This is a genomic window from Pedobacter sp. AC190 (assembly GCF_979258025.1).
The window spans coordinates 3,210,060-3,228,683 of sequence record NZ_OZ409824.1; the positions used below are offsets into that span (position 1 = coordinate 3,210,060).

An 18,624-nucleotide genomic window follows, 5' to 3' on the forward strand; every position below is an offset into this window, starting at 1 on the left:
ATATTCTCATACATACTTTTCAAATCATTTTTTAAATGGTAATGGAAAACTATTTTCTTAATATTATGACAGATACCGCAAAAAGATTTTCTCAGAATCCAATTTTATCTCCAAAAGATTTAATTCCAAGTAGACCAGGTTTGGAGATTGCCTGTTTGCTAAATCCTGGTGTTTTTACTTTTCAAAATAAAACCTGGCTACTTATTCGGGTAGCCGAGCGTCCTCAACAAAAAACAGGCATTATTTCCTTTCCAGTTTTAAAAGGCGATGGAATTGAAATTATTGAAATCGAAGAAAATGATCCCGATTTGGTAGCTGACGATCCTCGGGTAATCAATTATAAAGGTGCCGATTATTTAACCACGCTCTCGCATTTACGTTTGGTTTGTAGCGATGACGGAATTAACTTTTATCAACCTGAAGGTTATCCTTTACTGCAAGGCGAAGGACCAGATGAGGCCTTTGGGATAGAGGATTGCCGTGTAGCTTTAATAGAAGATACTTATTATCTAACCTTTACAGCTGTTTCGGAGCATGGCGTTGGCGTAGGAATGCGAACAACCAAAGATTGGAAAACTTTCGAAAAACATGGAATGATTATTCCGCCACACAATAAGGATTGTGCCGTTTTCGAAGAAAAAATCAGTGGGAAATTCTATACGCTTCATCGCCCGAGCAGTGTCGATTTGGGCGGTAATTACATTTGGTTGGCCGAATCACCTGATGGTATTCATTGGGGGAATCATAAATGCATCATTAAAACCCGCAAAAATAATTGGGATAGCAAGCGTGTTGGAGCTGGTGCTGCACCTATAAAAACACAAAAAGGCTGGCTGGAAATTTATCACGGCGCAAATGCAGAACATCAATATTGTTTAGGAGCATTTTTGATGGATTTGAATGATCCATCTAAAGTTTTGGCGCAAACGGAAGAACCAATTATGAAACCAGTTGCCGAATATGAATTGTCAGGCTTTTTTGGTCAGGTGGTTTTTACAAATGGTCATATCATAAATGGCGATGAACTAACCATTTATTATGGAGCAGCAGACGAATTTGTTTGCGGTGCAAAATTCTCTATCATAGCTATTTTATCTCAATTAAAATATAACCATGCTGAATAAACTAAAGTCAGAAATTACACATTTCAAAAATCAATCCTATAATTTTAGAATATTAACGCTAACCAATTTAATTTACAGCGTTGTACTTCCAGTTATCGATATTTTCGTTGCCGCGTATGTAATGCGAAGTTCTAACGATCCAACAAAAGTTGTTATTTATCAACTTACCATTTACACAGGTATTCCCATTACATTTTTCCTAAATGGCTATTTACTTAGCAAGTTTTCTATAAAAACACTTTACTCTTTGGGGATGATGTTAAGCGGTGTTTCGATGATGGTTATGATGTCGTTAACAACACTGGATAATACTGGAATTGGTATTGCTGGTTTAATCATGGGCATGTCGTTCGGTTTCTATTGGGCAAACAGAGATTTTCTTGCACTCGCAATAACAAACGATGAGAATCGCAATTACTATTATGGATTGGAAACATTCTTTTATACAATTATTGCTGTTGTTATTCCAGTTTTAATTGGCTGGTTTATCGAATTTAACGCGGCCGATGGAAATGCGCATTTGGCCTATAAAATTGTAACTGGTTTAGTTTTCGTAGTAACCATTCTAGCCTCTATAATGTGTTTCAGAGGGAACTTTGGTAATCCAACTGAAAAGAAATTCGTTTATTTTAAGTTCGATCCATATTGGTATAAACTACTTAGGTTGGCAACTTTAAAAGGGCTTGTTCAGGGGTTTTTGGTTACCGCACCAGCCATGTTAATTATGTTGTTGGTTGGTAAAGAAGGTGCATTAGGTACCGCTCAATCGATAGGGGCAATAATTGCTGCAATAGCTATGTATATTATCGGCAGAAATACATCTCCAAAACACAGATTGTATGTTTTTGGTGCAGGTTTATTGCTCTTTGCAATTGCCGCTGTGATCAACGGAATCTTATACAGCAGTTTTGGTGTAATCTTATTTATGTTATTTTTATTACTTGCCAAACCTTTGTTAGATTTGGCCTACTTTCCTATCCAATTTAGTGTAATCGATATTTTAATCAAGAAAGAAAAACGCAGCGAATTTGCTTACATCTTAAATCATGAAGCAGGTTTGTATATTGGCCGTTTAACTGGTGCGGGTACTTTTTTAATTTTAGCTTATTGCTTCTCGGTTGAAATTGCATTGCGCTATGCCATTGTTATAGTGGCTATTTTGCAACTAGCTTCTTATTGGGTTGCAAAAGACATTATAAAACAAGGTAAATTAGAAGATGCAGAGCAAGCGCCTATTTTAAGTAATGAAGAGCCAGTTGTGATTGCACCTTTATAGTCGGCCACAATATAGAACAAAAACCTTTAACCAAATTTTATGAGATTTATATTTAAGATACTTTTCGCACTTACATTATTACTAAACGTTGGCATTGCTCAGGCGCAAATAAAACAACTCAGATTGAGTAGGGTAGATGAAATGGCCGATTTGCCTCAACCCCTAAAAATCATCGATTGGAAATTGATGGCACAAAATTTCGATAAAACCATTTACGATTTTAATGCTAAAGGCAAGTATTGGCCAATGATTTGGATGGATAGTACCCATAAAAATTTTAATCAACCGGTAATGGGTATTTATACAGCTGTTGGCGATGTTAGACAGGGTAAAAATAATAAAGGAATGTTTCACGAAGCGCTGGCTAACATGGGTGCCGTAATGGGCGCCAGCTTAATCGGTATTGATAAAAGCAAACAAAATGGAATGAACTATCCAGCTATGCTGAAAAACTATTTTAACCGTGATACAAAATGGAACATTATGATGAATAATACGGCTCCAGAAGTTGCACTTTTAGGTGGTGGTTATGGCAGAGATTGGTGGTATGATGTGTACCCTAATGTATTGTTTTATGCAATTTGTGAGCAATATCCTAACGAAAAGGATTTCGATTGGATTGCAAAAAGCATTGCTGAGCAATTTTATAAAGCCGATTCTATTTTAAACGGGAATTACAATTATTCTTACTTTGATTATGGACAGATGAAGCCGATGAAAAACCAGATTTGTGCACAACAGGATGCTGCTGCTGGACATGCCTGGGTTTTGTATGCCGCTTATAAAAAGTTTGGCGATAAGCGTTATTTGCAGGGTGCAATTAACGCAATGACCGCCTTGGAAAGTAATAAGATTAATCCAACTTACGAATTACTGATGCCTTTTGGCGCTTATCTGGCAGCTAGAATGAATGTAGAACAAGGAACCAACTTTGATGTTCAAAAACTTTTAGGCTGGACATTCGATGGCACCGCTGTTTGCCGGGAAGGATGGGGCGTATTAACTGGTAAATGGAATGGATATGACATTTCTGGGGTGGTTGGCAGTACGGTAGATCACGGTGGATATGGATTTTTGATGAATACCTTTGATGCGGCATGGCCTTTGGTTCCTACCGTTAGATATGATCCTGCTTACGCTAATGCAATAGGGAAATGGATGCTAAATGCGGTTAACGCCTCCCGTTTTTTTTATCCGCAATACATGCCAGCAAACCGACAAACAATTCCGCAATTCGCTGCTGTAACAAAAGGTGTTATTGCCTACGAAGGCTTTGCGAAAACATCTACGTTTGATACACTTTACATGGATAAAAAAGGTCCCGTAGCACAGGGTGATGGACCAAAGTGGGTACCTGGAAAAAACCCAGATGTTTCTCAGTTTAGTGTTTATGGTAGTGGACACGTAGGTATTTTTGGTGCCATTGTAGAAAAAACAAATATTGAAGGTGTTTTGAAATTAGATGTTTTAGCAACAGACTTTTATAAAAATAAGGCTTACCCAACTTATCTGATTTACAATCCTTACAATTTGAATAAAACCATTAATTATAAAATTAAAGGCACCGAACGGGTTGATTTGTACGATGCTGTTGCCCAAAAATTCATTGCTAAAAATGTATCTGCTACAATTAAATTAACCGTTAACAATAACAACTCTGTTTTAATTGTCGAAACACCAGCTAAAAGCAAAATAACAAACGCAAATCATCATTTACTTGCAAATGGTATCGTAATCGATTATCAAAATAAATAACTTATTTATATTAAAATAAAAAATGCATCCCGATTTACCGGAACGCATTTTTTATAATTTGGTTTATTAAATTCTAATAGCCGAAAATCTGCTCTAATGTTAAAGTTGTAACATTTCCAAACTTCTGCATATCTTCTAATTTCACTTTTTTATCAGAAGCCACAATTAAATAAGAATAAGGTTTGTTCGCAACCTTTTGATCGTGAAATCCTTTAATATTATCGAAAGTAATGGGCTTTAAACCTTTGTATAAGTCAACTCTCGAATCATAATCGTAACCCAATTTTTTATCTGCAAAATAATAGCTGAAAATACCATCTTTGGTTACTCTGTTTGATTCCAGATAAGTTAAAACATTAGCTTTTGCACCATCAAAAGATTTATCACTTTGTGGCAAAACATTTAGCAATTCATTCATTCCATTAACCGCATCGGTCATTTTATCGGCCTGGCTACCAACATAAGCAATCATACTGTATTGTTTGTCTGCTTTATCTGGCGATTGATAAGTAGCGTAAGTTGAATAAGCTAAAGCTTTGGACTCTCTAATGGTTTGGAAAACAATTGAACCCATACCACCACCAAAATAGTTGTTAAATACTTCGATATTTGGTCGGTCGGTTTTGTTATATAAACCAGTATTTCTTAACCAGCGAATTTCCGATTGAACCATATCATAGTTTGCGAAATAAACACGGTTACTATCCTGAACAGTGTAAGTGTAAACTTTTGCAGGAGCAGCTGGGGTAAATTCTTTAGCTAAAGCATGTTCTTTTTTAATGTCAGCAGTAAAAGCGTTTACATCTTTTGGTCCATAATAAGTAATTACATGTTCATAATTGCTTAAGTTTTTCAAAAGATAGATTAAATCTTCAGCTTTCATGTTCTTAACATCATCGTTAGAAAGTACATTATTGTAAGGATTTAAACTACCATACTGTGCATAAGAAGTTAAACCAACCATAATTTGGCCTTTATTTAGTTTATTGTTTTCTCTGCTTTTTAAAATGGTATTTTTCAAATCTGCTAAAGCTTTTTCATTAGGTTTTACATTAGCAAAAATGTGCTCTACCAAACTTACAGCTTTATCGAAATTCTCTTGTAAACCACTTATGTTAATGCTTGTCGTTTCTGTACCAACATTTAAACTATAAGTACAAGCAATGTTATAAAAAGCTTTACTAATGTCTTCAGCACTATATTTATCTGTACTTAAAAATGGCAAATAACTCGCTGCATAAGGCAATAATTTATAGTTATTGGCACCATGATTAAATCTGTAGCTCATTCTGAAGATGGAGTTATCGCTGTTTTTAGTTGTCAATACTTCAGCAATGCCAACCTTGCCCATTACAATATCCTTTTTATAATCTAAGAACTTTGGTTCCATTGGTTTAACAGGAGCCTCTAAAATACTTTTTACAAAAGTAGATGCTAAGTTGCCATTGGCATTTATTGGTGTAATGGTTGGTTTCTCAACCTTAATTGTGTTTTTATCTTCACCCTTGTGCTTAAAGCCAATTACATAATTATCTTTAAAAAAGGTATTGGCAAATGCAACAACCTGCGCTTTTGTAATTTTCGAAGCGTCATTAATTTCACTTAAACTTTTATCCCACTTTGTCCCGCGATTTAAAATAAATTCATTCGATAAGTTTTCAGCTCTGTTGTTATTGCTGTCAAATGCTTGTAAGAAACTTAATTTTAAATTCGCAACAATTGCTTTTAACAATTCATCATCAAATTTACCAGCTTTTAAAAGGTCAACCTGCTCTAACAATAATTTAGAGGCTTGCTCTAAACTTTGTCCCTGACGTGGTTGTGCTGATAAATTAAAAACACCATAATCTTTCATTTGCTGGTAGCTTGCGCTTGATCGTTGTGTTTTTTGTTGCTTATTTAAGTTAATATCAATTAAACCAGCCTTGCCATTAAATAAAATGCTTTTAATTAAATTAAGCATAGTGCTGTTTGGCGTGTTTTCGGCATAACCACGGTAATAAATTTCTACCATTTCTGCACTTGGGCCATTAACTTCAACCTTTTGGATTTTAGTTAACGGTTTTTCTGGAGCAGGGTTGTAAAGCGTTACAGGTTTTGCAACCATATAACTAAAGGTTTTATCCACTTTTTTAATCATTTCATCAGGATTAAAATCACCTGTGAAAACGGCAGCCATGTTATTTGGTACGTAGTATTTGTTATAGTAGTTTCTAATTTCGACTAAAGAAGGATTTTTTAAATGCTCAATAGTACCAATAGTTGTTTGCTGACCATAATTATGAACTGGAAATAACAACTCCATCATGGCTTCATCCAACTTGTTAGGATCGCTATCTAAACCACGGTTTTTTTCTTCGTAAACCGCTTCTAATTCAGTATGAAAAATACGGAAGATAGGCTTGCGGAAACGCTCACCCTGAATCGCTAGAAATTTATCTACAGCATTCGATGGGAAATCTTCATTGTAAACGGTTTCTTCGTACCAGGTATGTGCGTTAGATGAATTACCACCAATGCCCGACATCATTTTGTCGTATTCATTTGCGATGGAATAGTTTGAAGCTTCTCCTGATGTTTTATCAATTTCTTTATAAATTTCTTTACGTTGAGCGGCATCAGTTGTTTTGTTATACTTTTCGTAAAGCGCATCAATTTTATCCAAATAAGGTTTTTCTTTTGCCCAGTCTGCGGTTCCGAATTTATCAGTGCCCTTAAACAAAAGATGTTCTAAATAATGTGCTAAACCAGTCGCGTTTTTCGGATCGGTATTGCTACCCGCCCTTACGCTCATTCTGAATTGAACATTTGGCTCCTTATTATTTGGAGATAGGATAACTGTCAATCCATTTTTAAGGGTATAAAAACGGGTCGATGATGGATCGTTGGTTACATATTTGTACGTATAACCACCTGAAGTACCCGTTTCCCATTTATAGGTTTGCGCTTTAACCAGCGAACCTGTAAGCAGAAAACAAGCTAGAGTTAATAGTTTGATTTTCATTTATTTGATTTTGGTTTATAGGTGTAATTCAGTATTAAAAGGAACTTGGATGTGATACTGAATAATGTTAAATAAGTTAATTATTCAAATATATATTGTTTCTACTATCGAATGAAATGCTTTTTTAATTTGAGAACTAAAAAAATAGGGATGAAGGATTTTTCAGCATATAAAATTTAGGATTATTGCACCTTAAATTTAATATTCTGTATTTTTACCGAATGACAAAGCAAAGTACAAAACCCAATATTTTAGTTGTAAATGATGATGGTATAACAGCTGCAGGAATTAAAAACCTGATGGAAGTTATGCAGGAAATTGGTAATGTAGTTGTGGTAGCACCAGATAGTCCGCAAAGCGGAATGGGGCATGCCATAACCATCGGCAAACCGATTCGCTTTGATAAGGTCGATTTATACCCTGGTGTCGAAATGTACAAATGTAGCGGTACACCTGTAGATTGTGTTAAAATCGCCGTTAATAAAATATTTAAGGGTAAAAAGCCAGATTTATGTGTTTCAGGAATAAATCACGGATTAAATAATTCCATAAATGTACTTTACTCGGGTACAATGTCGGCTGCGGTTGAAGGGGCAATTGAAAAAATTCCTTCAATCGGATTTTCTTTAGATGATTTTGCCGCAGATGCTGATTTCAGTCATACAAAAAAGTTTATTAAAAATATTTGCGAACAGGTTTTAGCAAACGGTTTACCAGAAGGCACCCTGTTAAATGTTAATTTCCCGAAAGGAGATAATTTAAAGGGGATAAAAATTTGCCGACAAGCCAATGCAAAATGGATGGAAGAATTTGATGAAAGAAAAGATCCGTACAACCGCCCGTATTATTGGTTAACAGGTGTATTCGAAAATTTCGATCATGGAGAAGATACGGATGTTTGGGCTTTAGAACATGGCTATGTTTCAATAGTTCCAGTTCAATTCGATTTAACGGCTCATCATGCTATACAAACTTTAAACAGCTGGAATTTTGAAGACTCAAAGCAATCAAAAACTGATGCTAAACCCAGTAAAGTTTCAGCACCAGATGGCTTAAACCTTGGTTAATATCAAAATGAATAATCAATTAAATAAGCTGAATAACTCGGTTTGGATAGGTTTAGGCATAGGTTTATTAATACCAGCTTTACTTTGCGCTGTTGCTTGGTATATTATAAATCATATTGCTTATTTATCGAAAGCCGATTTGTTATATATTGGAGGAATAGCGGTTAACGCATATTTAATGCAATACTTCTTCAAGCATAACAAAGAAAATATAGGCCGTGGAATACTGTCAGCAACGTTTATATGTGCATTTGTGTTTTTTGCTTATAAGGTTTTTTAAATTGGAAAAAGTTAAATGTAAAATGCACAATCCTGAATTCAGACCTAAAATCAAGTTCCATTTTTCGTGCTGTTTATCCCTTGTCCATCATATATCTAATATCATCCATCATTAATATGAAATACTACTTAGTAGCTGGCGAGGCATCAGGAGATTTACACGGAGCCAATTTAATGAAGGCGATAAAGGGAGAGGATGATAATCCTGTTTTTAGGTATTTTGGTGGCGATAAAATGCAGAACGAAGGTGGCGAACTGGTTAAACATTATGCCGAGATGGCTTTTATGGGTTTTACCGAAGTGCTTTTAAACCTGCGTACCATTTTTAAAAACCTTAAAGCCTGCAAGGCTGATATTCTTGCCTGGAAACCAGATGTTTTGGTTTTAATTGATTTTCCTGGATTTAATTTAAAAATTGCAGAATTTGCAAAAGCCAAGGGAATAAAAGTTTGCTATTATATTTCTCCAAAAGTTTGGGCCTGGAACCAAAAACGGGTTTTAAAAATTAAAAAAAATGTAGATCATATGTTTTGCATTTTACCATTCGAAGTAGATTTTTATAGAGAGTGGGGTATGAAAGTAGATTACGTTGGCAATCCGCTCCTCGATGAAATTGCTCAATTTAAACCTGAGGATAATTTTAGAAATAAGCACCAGTTAAGCGATAAAAAAATTATAGCCTTATTACCTGGAAGCAGAAAACAGGAGATAGAGCGGTTGTTACCAGTTATGTTAAGTGTAACAGAAAACTATCCTGATTACGAATTTGCAATTGCTGCGGCACCAACTTTTACCGAAAGCTATTATCAACAATTTACGGGTTCTAAAAAAGTTAAACTTTTATTTAATAATACCTACAACCTTTTGCATAATGCGCACGCAGCAATTGTTGCTTCAGGAACGGCTACTTTAGAAACCGCTTTATTTAAAGTACCGCAGGTTGTGGTTTATAAAGGAGGTACAATTTCAATTGCAATTGCAAGAATGTTGGTGAAGATTAAATTTATATCGCTCGTTAATTTAATCGTAAATAAAAAAATAGTAACCGAGCTTATTCAGGAAGACTGTAATCCACTCAAAATAAATGAAGAACTCAATCTCATCGTTAATGGAGAAGGTAGAAAAAAAATGTTATCCGATTATGATCGTTTAATAGATTTGATGGGAACACCAGGAGCATCAGAAAAAACGGCGAAGCTTATTGTTAAATACTCAAAGCAGTAAGTTTTAAGTCGATTAATCTCTTTGAAAATGCACAGAAATCAGGAATACTGATAATTTCTTTTTTTTAATTAGTTTTGGTTGATAACTAAAATCAATCTTATTCATGAAAGCCCTTTCTATAAAAGATATTGCACAGAAAGCAAATGTATCAATAACTACTGTTTCTTTTATTATTAATGGAAAAGCGAAAGAAAAATCTATTAGCGAAGCCGTTATAGAAAAGGTAGAAAAAATTATAGAGGAAAGCGGTTATAAACCCAACCAAATCGCCAGGAGTTTAAGAACTGGTAACACCAATATTATTGGTTTAATTGTAGAAGATATTTCGAACTCCTTTTTCTCGAAAATTGCACGACTTATAGAAGATAAAGCCTATAAACGAGGTTACAAAATTATCTATTCGAGTACAGAAAATAATATAGCGAAAGCGCAGGAATTAATAAATATGTTCAAGTCTAGAAAAGTTGACGCATATATTATTTCCCCAGTTAAAGGCTTGGAAACCGATATTCAGGATTTAATAAACGACGAGAAACCTGTTATTCTGTTTGATAGAAATTTACCTGATGTTGTAGCTAACTATGTTGGGGCAAATCATTTCAGTGCATCCTATCAATCTATAGAAAATTTTGTGCAGAATGGTAGAAAGAATATCGCATTGGTAACCACAAATGTCGATGTACTACAAATTACCGAGCGTTATGAAGGCTACAAAAAAGCTTTATTAGATTATGGTTTACCGTATAATGAAGATTTCGTTTTAAAAATTCACTTCAATCAGGATGAAGCAGAAACCATCAGCCAGATTAAACAGTTATTAAGCACTAAAAAAGTAGATGCAGTATTGTTCGCTACAAATTATTTAGCCATTAGTGGGCTAAAAGCGCTTAAACAAATCAATAAACAAATCGGGGATGACTTTTCAGTAATCGCATACGATGACCATGAAGCATTTGAGCTGCATACTCCAGGAATTTCTACCGTTCAACAGCCTTTAGAAGAAATAGCAGAGACCGTTATTAAATTGATTCTAAATCAATTGGCTTCTAAAACTAAATTACCTATCCAAGAGGTAATTATTCCCGCCAAGCTTATTATCAGAAATTAAGATTTAATGAATTTTTAAGGTTGTAACATAGTTTTTACAACTAAATCGATTTACTACTCGTTTAAAATCTTTATCATTGGCGTAGTAAAACGATTTACTGTAACCAATAGTATTTATGAGAATTTCTAAGAGCCTTAGCTCTATGTTAACTATAACATATTCTACCGTGGCAGATTTACCTGCTCTTTTTTATTGATATCAAAATATTTAATCCAACATATAAAGTTTAGAACACGCACGCATACCATTAAATGCTCAAATTCTAATGATGAATCAGACATCAGATAAGAAAGAATAACATAACAGGAATACAACATAACTAATCAATTTAAAATTTAACAAAACCGCTAATGAAAATTAATTTACTCAAAATTACGGGGCTATCTGCTGCAATCATGTTGCTGAATGGCCCTGCGTTTTCAATGAATTCAGAGTGGGAAGGAGCGAACGGATTCTTGAATACGAACAAGCTATGGCAGCAAGTTCAAACGCAAAAAATTATTACAGGAACTGTGCTAGATGAAAAAAATCAGCCTGTACCTGGTGTTGGTATTAAAAACCAAAATTCGGGTAAATCTGCTATTACCGATGCCGATGGTAAATTTAGCATAGAAGCAAACCCAGCTGATGTTATTCGCATTACTTACATCGGTTATCAGACCCAAAACATTACAATTAGTAATCAAAGTTCTTTAAGTATCAAATTGCAGGAATCTTCTGATACTAAATTAAATGATGTGGTGGTAGTTGGTTATGGAACACGTAGCCAACGAGAGTTAACATCTGCAATTACTAAGGTAGATACCTCTCAATTCAGACAAAGTGGTGCTAGAAACGCACTTGACTTATTGCAAGGTAAGGTGGCGGGTTTACAGATTTCGAGAAATAGCTCGAATCCTAACTCTGGTGTAGCCATTCAACTTCGTGGTGTAACCTCAATTTCAGGAACATCAACTCCGCTGATTGTTATCGATGGAATTCCTGGTGGTAATCTTGATCTTTTGCAGCAGGATGATATCGAATCATTCTCTGTACTTAAAGATGGTTCGGCTGCTGCAATTTATGGTACAAGAGCTAACGCAGGTGTTATTTTGGTAACAACAAAAAAAGGACGTAAAGGCCCATCTCAATTTAATTACAATGGTTATGTAAAGCACGAAACTTTGTATGAGCGCCCTGATTTTATGAACGCTACGCAGTTTAGAGAAAAACTTGCCAGTGGACAATATACGGCAAAGGATTATGGCGGCGATTTTAATTATTTCGACGACATCATCAATAAAGATAATCTAACAAATTACCACAATTTATCGGTTGCTGGTGGGGGTGAGAATTCTACGTATCGTGGTTCATTTACCTATAATAAATTTGATGGTTTTGCTAAGGAAAATAGCCGCGAACAATATCAGTTTAGAATGAGCTTGGTGCAAAAAGGTTTTAAAGATCGTGTAACAGCAGCATTTAACGTAGCATCAAATATTAACAAGGCTAATCTTTTAGGTGGTAGCGGTTGGGAAAATGTTTTAACAAAAAACCCTACCGAATCTTATTACAATCCAGATGGGTCTTATTTATTTACAAGAAATATCACAAACGAAGTCGCTCGTTTAGCACAGGAGACGAATAAGAGAAGTCAACAAACTTATTCTGTAGATGGTAAGATCGATATCGATATTTTTAAGGGATTAAAAGCATCAACTTTCGTTGCATACCAAAGAAACCAGTATGTTGATAATCAATATCGTTCTTTAGGTAGTCAGAACTCTGTAGAGAATGGCGATGCTCCAAACGGCGGGTACGCTTATAAAGGAACCAGATTAGAAGAGAATTTCAATTTTGAACCAACGATTGAATATTCAAAATCGATAAATGAAAAGCACCGTTTAACAGGTATGATAGGTTATTCTTATCGCTACGAAGTTAACGAGGAATTCAGCGCAAACAATAGAGGTTATACTAATGATATTTTCGAAGAAAACAATTTAGGAAGTGTGCCAATTACTGTTAACAGAGTTGGCTTAGCTAGTAACAAGAACGATAATACCCTAATTGCATTGTTTGGTCGTGTACACTACACGTTTGATGGTAAAGTTAACTTTGAGGCAGTACTAAGAAGAGAAGGCTCTTCAAGATTTGGTGCTAACAACAAGTGGGCAAGTTTTCCCGCAATTTCAGGATCATGGGAAATTACCCGTGAGAAGTTTATGGAAAGTGCCAAATGGCTTAATTTCTTAAAAATTAGAGCAGGTTATGGTGAAACGGGTAACTCTGGATTTGCTAATTATGCTTCATTAGTAACATTAGGCACAGGAAATCTTTATCCTTTCCCTAATGGAGAGTGGTTGCAAACTTATGGTCCATCGCGTAATCCGAATCCTAACTTAAGATGGGAACGCAAACGTGAATATAATTTAGGTTTAGATTTTTCGATGTTTAACAACAAACTTAGTGGTTCAATCGATGTCTTTAAACGTAATATTATTGATTTACTTGATACTTATACTTCGCCACAACCGCCATTTGTTCAAAGTACTATTTATACAAATGTTGGAACAATCTCTGCAAAAGGTTTAGAATTGACTTTGAATTATGAAGCAATAAAAAGAAAAGATTTTAGCTGGAATATAGATTTTGCAGGCAGTACTATAGATAACAAACTGGATACCTATTCGAACGATGAGTACAAGCGAGATATGAAAGAATTTGGAAGCATCGGAGGAGCTGGTGCTCTTGGTAACGCATATCGTACATACGAAGGACGCAATATTGGTGAATTCTGGGGCAAGCGTTTTGCTGGTTTTACACCAGATGGTAAGTGGTTATTTACTAATCGTGCGGGTCAGGCAGTTCCTAATGCTCAAATAAATACTTCCCCTTTCCGCGATCAAACAGATCTTCAGCTGTTAGGAAATGCGATTCCAAAATATTATTTATCTCTAGGTAACTCTTTTACTTACAAGCAATTTGATTTAAGAATTTTCTTAAGAAGTAAGCTAGATTTTGACATTTTGAACACAGTAGCCTTATCGTACGGAAACAAGTATGGTACACAAGGTAATTTATTAAATAGTGCCTTTACTAAATATTCAGAAGTGAATGATACATATATGTATTCTGATTACTATTTGGAAAAAGGGAGTTTCTTGAAGCTTGATGAGGTAACTTTAGGTTATACTTTTAAATTTAAAGATAAAGCTTTCCGCAGTTTACGTGTTTATGCAGTAGGACAAAATCTTGCATTATTGACAGGTTATTCTGGAAATGACCCAGATTTAGTTCAGGACACTGGATTAGGGCAGGAAATTAACGGACGTAGTCTTGGTATTGATACAAGAAGCCCTTACCCGACTACCAGACAATTCGTTTTCGGTGTTAATTTTGGATTTTAATATTTAAAGAGAGATGAAAAATTTAAAAAAAATTATATTGTCATTACTTATTACATCACCTATTTTATTTAATGGATGTACCAAGTTAGACGAAAATATCTATAGCTCATTAGTTTCAGATAACTACTATAACAATAAAAATGAGGTTTTATCTGCAGTTTTAAGACCATATACTCACGCTAATGCATGGGCAACACCTTCTGGCCAAGATGGCTGGTGGAGACCCTCAGAACTTTCGGGTGATCAATTAGCCTGGCCTACCAAAGGGCGTCATGGTGAGGATGGTGGTAAATGGAAACGTTTACATTATCATACCTGGTTAGTTGATGATGGTCCTTTAAATAACGCCTGGTCATTAATGTTTGGTGGTGTTGGATTTTGTAATGATCCTATCGAGAATTTAGAAAAACGTACGCTAGCCCAAATGGGAATAACACAGGTAGATAAGGATGGTTATATTGCTGAACTTAAACTTTTAAGAGCGTATCACTATCTTAAACTAATGGATCTTTTTGGTAATATACCAGTTGTAACTCAAGTGGGTATACCTGCTAAACCTGAAACAAAACCTCGTGCTGAAGTTTTTGCTTTTATAGAGAAAGAAATCAAAGATAATATTGATAAGGCTCCTAAGCTTTCTAGAAATATGATCGGTCGTATGTCTCAGGCTGGCGGTTACGCTATGTTAGTTGAATTATATTTAAATGCTGAAGTTTGGACCGGCACCGCACGCTGGGACGATTGTATTGCTGCGGCGAATAAATTGATTAATAGCGAAGCTGGCGGCCAGAATGGTACAATGGCTCTTGATGTTAACATTACTGATCAGTTTAAATCCACTAATGATTTATCTAAGGAAGTAATTTTCTCTATTGCTTACGAATTTAGAATAGCGAACTCGCAACCTTCGTGGACAGGAGAATTTTTCCACTTTCAACAGGATCGTATTTATGGCGGATCTAGAAATGGAAACAATGGTGTAGTTATGGTTCCAGGTAACTATACTAAATATAATAATTCCGATTTACGTAAAACAACATGGCTATCGTTTGGACCTCAGGTTCGCTTTGATAATGGTCAGCCTGCTCTTGCTAGTGGGGGTAATGAGTACGATGGTTCACAAATTAACTTTGTAGATGAAATTCGTCGTGCTAAAGTAAATTCAACTGTCTCAAATATGAGTGAAGGTGAAGAGAATAGTGGTGTTCGTTTCAATAAATACAAATTAGGTAACAATGTAGCTGGTATTGTAAATGGTTCGCCAGTAGCAATAGATTTAAACTATAACTGTAACGATTGGAATTTGTATCGTTTAACTTGGATTTATTTTGCTAAAGCAGAAGCCATCATGCGTAAAAATAATGGTGTTGCAACTGCCGAGGCTGTTAAGTTAATTAACGATTGCAAAATGCGTGCTTTCTCTACTGCTGACTGGGCTGCAAATGCATACACGCCTGCTACTTTAACAATGGATGAACTTTTAAATGAAAGAGGACGCGAATTTGTTTTTGAAGGTTTCAGACGTGATGATCTAATTCGTTTTGGTAAATTTACTACAGCAACCTGGTGGGATCATACACCATCCGCTGCTTTCAGGAATACTTTTCCAATTCCTTTAGTACAAAGAACACTAAACGAAAATCTTAAACAAAACCCAGGCTACTAGTTAGCAATCAATATTAAAGGTGCTCGTTAGAGCACCTTTTTTTTTGTTAAACAAATTATCAAAAAGTATATCTATTGTAACTCACATATTACACTAGTGAATATGCTAAAATGTCGTTTTTTTATTAATATTGAATTTAGTAAAACGTTTTACTAGTCGTGCTTTTTCAAGCAGGTTATTTAGATGAAAAAACAAACATAAATGCTTTTTAAAGTATAACTACAGCAGATTTATAGCTTTACCAATTCCCTGAAAAACTAACCAGTCAAATACTATATTATGAGAAAATATTTTTTATTATCTGTGTTTTGCGTGTTTTCTTTTATAAAGTTAAATGCTCAGGATAAAGCTCCGGCATATCCCTTAATTACTCATGATACTTATTTTAGTATTTGGTCTGTTAGTAACGAACTAAATCAATCTGTTACCAAGCACTGGACGGGCAAAAATCAATCCTTATCAGGTGTGCTAAAAGTTGATGGCAAGTTTTACCGCTTTTTAGGCGCCGAATCAAAAGAATATAAAACCATTCTACCAGCTGCCGATGAAGTAAATTACCCGGCAAAGTATTCATTTTTAAAGCAAGCCGACAAATGGAATGAAATCGCATTTGATGATTCTTCCTGGCAAAAAGGAACTGCTCCCTTTGGCGATGATAAATCGGCTAAAACCAAATGGACAACAAACGATTTATATTACAGAAGAAAATTCTCTATCACGAAATTAACAGCGGGAAAAAAATATTTAAAGCTTAACCACGACGATGATGTTGATGTATCATTAAACGGAAAGAAGCTCTATCAAAAGGAAGGCTGGGTACACGAATTTATTTATATCCCAATTGAAGAAGGCGCCTTAAAAACAGGTGAAAATTTATTAACCATCCATGTTAAAAATAACGCTGGTGGCAGATATCTTGATGCAGGAATTGTTGAAGAAATCCCTCAAAAATCTACTATCGCCTTAGCAAAACAAACAAATGTAAGGGTAGAAGCAACCGCAACTAAATATAATTTTGATTGCGGTGGGGTTAATCTGGAAGTTACTTTTACTTCACCACTTTTATTAAATGATATCGCTTTAACTGCAAGACCAATTAGCTATATCAGCTATGCTGTAAAATCTAGCAGTACAAAAACACACAAAGTCGACTTGTATTTTAGTGCATCAACCAATATAGCAGTTAACACGCCAGATCAGGCGGTAATGGCTAAAAAAAATACGGTTAAAAATCTTTCAATTCTGCAAGCGGGAACCGTAGAACAACCTGTTTTACAAAAGAAAGCCGATGATTTAAGAATAGATTGGGGCTATATGTATGTTGCCGTTCCTGAAAAATTTAAGGCAACGCAATACATTAATAAACAGGCCGAAAGTTTAAACAGTTTTTTAAGTGGTAAATATCCTGCCTCAAAGGAAGTTTCACGTGCAAAAGAACTAAATTTAAGCAGTATTATCCCTTTTGGAACAATTACCCAAAACAAGGTTGAAAAATATTTAATGATTGGCTACAATGATCTTAAATCGGTTGAGTACTTTGGAGAGCAACTTTTGCCAATATGGAGAAAACCAGGTGGCCATTTTGAAGACCAATTAGCAATTGCTGATCAGGACTACAAAACAATAATGGCAAAATGCAATGATTTTAATCTGCAACTTTATGCTGATGCAGAAAAGGCGGGTGGTAAAGAATATGCAAAACTTTGCGAATTAGCTTATCGCCAAAGTATTGCTGCACACAAAATTGTATATGCACCAAATGGCGATATTTTATTTCTGTCGAAAGAAAATTTTAGCGGTGGCTTTATCAACACGGTTGATGTAACCTATCCATCGGCACCAGAATATTTATTGTATAACCCTGAATTACTTACAGGTATGCTAAACGGTATTTTTTATTATTCCGAAAGTGGAAAATGGAAAAAACCTTATCCAGCCCACGATTTAGGAACCTATCCGTTTGCAAACGGCCAAACTTATGGTGAAGATATGCCTGTTGAAGAAGCAGGTAACATGGTTATTTTAACTGCTGCAATTGCTAAAGCACAGGGTAACGCAAAATATGCTCAAAAACATTGGGCTACCCTATCGGTATGGGCCGATTACTTATCTAAAGAAGGTTTCGATCCTGCGAATCAGTTGTGCACCGATGATTTTGCCGGTCATTTAGCCCGTAATGCAAACTTATCAGTTAAAGCAATTGTGGCTTTGGGTGCTTATGCTCAAATGGCTCAGCAATTGGGTAAAACCCAAGAGGCGGAAAAGTACAGAACAATTGCTTTGGATATGGCTAAAAAATGGCAGCAAATGGCCGATGATGGCGACCATTACGCTTTAACTTTTAACGATAAAAATACCTGGAGCCAGAAATATAACCTGATTTGGAATAAGTTATTAGGGTTGAAATTATTTCCTGAAGCAGTTTATAAAAAGGAAATAGATTATTACCTAACCAAGCAAAATACCTTTGGTCTTCCTTTAGATAGTCGCAAAACCTACACAAAATCTGATTGGATAATTTGGACAGCAACTTTGGCCGATAATCAGGCAGATTTCAAGAGATTTATCAAGCCTGTTTATAAGTTTGCTACAGAAACAGAAAGCAGGGTACCGCTGAATGATTGGCACGAAACTACAACTGGCCTTAAAGTTGGTTTTCAAGCCAGAAGCGTAGTGGGAGGCTATTTTATTAAATTATTAGCCGATAAATGGGGAGTAAAGAATTAGAATTA

Annotated in this window: 11 protein-coding genes; 10 read left to right on the forward strand and 1 reads right to left on the reverse strand. The window is 35.3% G+C overall.

What is annotated here, in order from left to right; translation table 11 throughout:
• The first annotated feature begins 65 nt into the window (after nt 1–65).
• The 3 genes from ACZZZI_RS14105 to ACZZZI_RS14115 are packed head-to-tail and all read left to right on the forward strand — an operon-like array spanning nt 66 to nt 4,155.
• Nucleotides 66–1,124 (forward strand): glycoside hydrolase family 130 protein, encoded by a 1,059-nt coding sequence (locus ACZZZI_RS14105; RefSeq protein WP_463491801.1) that lies wholly within the window; start codon nt 66–68, stop codon nt 1,122–1,124.
• Nucleotides 1,114–2,400 (forward strand): MFS transporter, encoded by a 1,287-nt coding sequence (locus ACZZZI_RS14110; protein ID WP_316756438.1) that lies wholly within the window; start codon nt 1,114–1,116, stop codon nt 2,398–2,400. The genes ACZZZI_RS14105 and ACZZZI_RS14110 overlap by 11 nt, the downstream gene beginning before the upstream one ends.
• 39 nt (nt 2,401–2,439) lie before the next feature.
• Entirely contained in the window at nt 2,440–4,155 is a 1,716-nt protein-coding gene (locus ACZZZI_RS14115) for a hypothetical protein (protein WP_463489747.1), read from the forward strand.
• A gap of 73 nt (nt 4,156–4,228) precedes the next feature.
• On the opposite strand, the gene ACZZZI_RS14120 is transcribed toward ACZZZI_RS14115, so the two are convergent.
• Nucleotides 4,229–7,159 (reverse strand): M16 family metallopeptidase, encoded by a 2,931-nt coding sequence (locus tag ACZZZI_RS14120; RefSeq protein ID WP_463489748.1) that lies wholly within the window; start codon nt 7,157–7,159, stop codon nt 4,229–4,231.
• A 221-nt stretch (nt 7,160–7,380) separates the two neighbouring features.
• Between ACZZZI_RS14120 and surE the strand changes: the two genes are divergently transcribed.
• The 7 genes from surE to ACZZZI_RS14155 all read left to right on the forward strand — a co-directional run bounded on the left by surE (nt 7,381) and on the right by ACZZZI_RS14155 (nt 18,619).
• On the forward strand, nt 7,381–8,226 hold the full coding sequence (gene surE, locus ACZZZI_RS14125) for a 5'/3'-nucleotidase SurE (protein ID WP_463489749.1): 846 nt from the start codon (nt 7,381–7,383) through the stop codon (nt 8,224–8,226).
• A gap of 7 nt (nt 8,227–8,233) precedes the next feature.
• Entirely contained in the window at nt 8,234–8,506 is a 273-nt protein-coding gene (locus ACZZZI_RS14130) for a stationary phase survival protein SurE (protein WP_344767051.1), read from the forward strand.
• A 116-nt stretch (nt 8,507–8,622) separates the two neighbouring features.
• Nucleotides 8,623–9,729, forward strand: coding sequence for a lipid-A-disaccharide synthase (gene lpxB, locus ACZZZI_RS14135; RefSeq protein ID WP_463489750.1), 1,107 nt, complete (start codon nt 8,623–8,625; stop codon nt 9,727–9,729).
• Nucleotides 9,730–9,832: 103 nt separating this feature from the next.
• A complete protein-coding gene (locus ACZZZI_RS14140) occupies nt 9,833–10,837 on the forward strand; it encodes a LacI family DNA-binding transcriptional regulator (protein WP_463489751.1) in 1,005 nt (334 codons plus the stop codon).
• Between the two features lie 350 nt (nt 10,838–11,187).
• Nucleotides 11,188–14,226: a SusC/RagA family TonB-linked outer membrane protein gene (locus ACZZZI_RS14145; protein ID WP_316756454.1), complete on the forward strand. Its 3,039-nt coding sequence runs from the start codon at nt 11,188–11,190 to the stop codon at nt 14,224–14,226.
• 13 nt (nt 14,227–14,239) lie between these two features.
• Nucleotides 14,240–15,892, forward strand: a complete 1,653-nt coding sequence (locus tag ACZZZI_RS14150; RefSeq protein WP_316756456.1) for a RagB/SusD family nutrient uptake outer membrane protein — start codon at nt 14,240–14,242, stop codon at nt 15,890–15,892.
• Nucleotides 15,893–16,171: 279 nt separating this feature from the next.
• Nucleotides 16,172–18,619, forward strand: a complete 2,448-nt coding sequence (locus ACZZZI_RS14155; RefSeq protein WP_463489752.1) for a glutaminase family protein — start codon at nt 16,172–16,174, stop codon at nt 18,617–18,619.
• Nucleotides 18,620–18,624: the final 5 nt, after the last annotated feature.